The 2,722-nt window shown below is 66.2% G+C and carries 1 protein-coding gene and 1 pseudogene; one reads left to right on the top strand and one right to left on the bottom strand.

Features of this window, described 5'->3' with window-relative positions:
* Positions 1-189 precede the first annotated feature (189 nt).
* Entirely contained in the window at positions 190-1,242 is a 1,053-nt protein-coding gene (locus tag ACLP9N_RS16235) for an IS110 family transposase (RefSeq protein ID WP_442408383.1), read from the top strand.
* Positions 1,243-1,268: 26 nt separating this feature from the next.
* Here the strand turns inward: ACLP9N_RS16235 and ACLP9N_RS16230 are convergent.
* Positions 1,269-2,246 (bottom strand): annotated as a pseudogene (locus tag ACLP9N_RS16230) (IS110 family transposase); the annotation flags it as partial.
* Between the last annotated feature and the right edge of the window lie 476 nt (positions 2,247-2,722).

Here is a 2,722-nt window from a genome sequence, read left to right as displayed (position 1 = left end):
TCTTCATCCACGGCATCACCCGGTAGGAACTCACCGGCTTGGGGTCAGCTCGCCTTCGGAGCACCGGCCAGGTGGTCGAACCGGGCCTATAGCTCGGCAATGATCTGACATGTGATGGGGACCCCCTCGGCTCAGACGCTCGTTGATATGGGCGTCAGAGATTTGTTTCAGGAGCTCGAGGAGGTCCCAATGACGATAGTAGGCGGCTTGGACGTGCACCGACAGCAGATCACCTTCGATTACGTGGACGACGACGGATTGGTGCACTGGGGTCAGATCCGCCCGGCGACGCGGAAGACGTTGCGGGCATGGCTGGCTGAGCACTGCCCGGACGGGGACGCGGATTTCGCGCTGGAGGGCTGCACCGGGTGGCGGTACGTGTGTGACGAGCTGGCAGCCGCCGGCGTGGGTGTGCATCTGGGTGATCCGGCCGAGATCGCCGCAGCGCGGGGCCCGAAGAAGCGCGCCAAGACCGACCGCGCCGATCCGCGACTACTGCGCACACTGCTGGTGCAGGGTCGGTTCCCGCAGTCGCGGATCCCGCCCGCACACGTACTGGAGATCCGCACCCTGGGCCGGTTGTACTGCACCCTGATGGACGAGCGGCGCGCCTGGCAGCAGCGCATCCACGCCCAGTTGTTCCACCAAGGCTGCCTACCGATCAAGGCGCTGCTGTCGGCGGCCGGCCGCGAGGCATTGGCCAGCGCCGAACTATCAGCGACCGGGCGGCAGTACATCGACACGGCGCTGCGCCGCATTGATGAGCTCAGCGCCGAGATCGACCCGTTGCGAACCCAATTGGTGACCTTCGCCCGACGCCAACGCCGCTGCCAGGCCCTGCAGCGCCACCACGGCGTCGGGTGGCTGTGCGCGGCGATCATCTGGGCCGAGATCGGCGATGCCCGCCGATTCCACAGCTCCGATCAGCTCGTGGGCTTCGCCAGGCTCGATGTCACCGTTTACTCCTCCGACGGCAAACGCTCACCGGGGCACCTATCCCGGCAGGGCTCACCGCAGCTGCGGTGGGCCGCGTTCGAGGCGGGCAAGTGTGCTGCCCGCCGCGGTTCCCTGGATTACGCCTACTACCACACGCTGGCGGCCAACCACGACGGCAAGAACGGCAAGAACCCGGCGTTGGCGGTGGAGCGCAAAATCCTGCGCCGCTGCTATCACAGCCTGCGTGAGCTCGGCGATGCCGCCCTGGCCATGCCAGACACCCGACTACAGGAAGCGGCTGCCTGAGATACGTTGCGTGCGTGCCCTGCCCATCACTCAGTTGATGCCTGCGACCAGCTCCCGCATTGTCCTGCCGCCACCCCTGTGCTGGGTGGACGTCCCGGAAAAAATGAGCGGCCGCACCCCTTCGCGTCGGCGTAACGCCCTGGGGCATCTCCAAATTCGGCGAGCACCCGAGCGCCGAGCACCGATCCCATGCCGGGCTGGGACAGAATGATCTCAGCGTCTGGGTGCCGGCCAAAATGCTCCTCCACCTGCCCGTGCAGGGTCTTGATCTGGCTGTTGAGCACGGTAAGCACCGCCACAGCCGAGCGGGTGGTGGCCGCGTAGGCGCCGGTGATCACCGCGTCACGGCCGAGCTGCTCGTCGGGCAGCGCAGCCTGGATCCTGGTGGTCTTGGCGTCGATGTCGCGGCGGCGGGCGTGTTGGAGAGCGGCACGGATCTGGCTACGGGTCAGCTTCGCCGCCGAGGCCGGATCAGGGGCCTTGCCCAGCAGCTCGAGCGTGTCGGAAGCGTCCAGGTCATCAAACGCCTCGAGCGCGGCGGGAAAGTACTCACGCAGCGCATGCCGCAGCCGCTGAGTGTGGCGGGTGCGTTCCCAGATCAACGTCTTGTGTGTCCGCGCAACGACTTTCACCGCTTCAGCGCCGGGACTGTCGGCCGCTACCGAGCGCAGCTGATGCGAATCGGTGCGAACCATGTCGGCGAGGATGTGCGCATCGGCGACATCGCTCTTCGCGCCGGACACCGCGTGCCGTTCCCGGTACCGAGCCGCCTGCAGCGGATTGACCGCGTACACGGTGTAGCCCGCGGCGGTCAGCGCTGCCACCCACGGCCCACGGTCGGTTTCGATCCCGACCAGCACCTCAGCCTCCTCGGCGTCCTCACGAAGCTGCTCGCCGATCAACGCGTGCAGCCGAGCGATTCCAACCAGGCCCTCCGGCAACCGGGCCTTGGCCAACGTGCGCCCCGCCCGGTCCATCAGCTCGACATCATGATGATCCTCGGCCCAGTCGTCTCCGCGAACAGCAACTCGCCCCTCCTATCTGCAGTTATCGGATCTGGAAGCAGCGCGGGAGAACTATCAGCGCCCTAATGAACCAGTGCTCACGCCGCCTCGGCGGGCACGACATCCCATCAGCGATCCCTTCTCCCGGCGAACCGGCGGGGGTGACGATCTTCTCGCAGGACTCGAACTACTCAAACGTCCAGGGCGGTGAAGTGCTCACCCGCCAGCCGCTACCGGTAGCAAGTCTGCCCGACGACCGACCCGCTAACCCTCATTAGGGCATTGAGTCGGTGAAGACGAACGCGCCCGGCGCCGCGGTGGTCGACCTCACCGAGCAGCTGGATCGGGGCAACTAGTGGTGTGTCTCCAAAATAATTGGCTGGTCTGCGTTAGACTTCGTGGGTGATGACACCGGCGGCTGCTTTGGTCATGTCAGACGGTCAACGAGAAGCGTTGGAGGCCTTGTCGCGGTCGCA

Source organism: Mycobacterium sp. (genome assembly GCF_052144515.1).
GTDB lineage: Bacteria > Actinomycetota > Actinomycetes > Mycobacteriales > Mycobacteriaceae > Mycobacterium.
Note: the sequence above shows the minus strand (reverse complement) of the source record. Positions and strands in the feature narration are given on the sequence as shown.

What these genes read in the sequence shown, in the direction of transcription:
- ACLP9N_RS16235 (WP_442408383.1), top strand. Translation starts at nt 190, where the DNA reads ATGACGATAGTAGGCGGCTTGGACGTGCACCGACAGCAGATCACCTTC.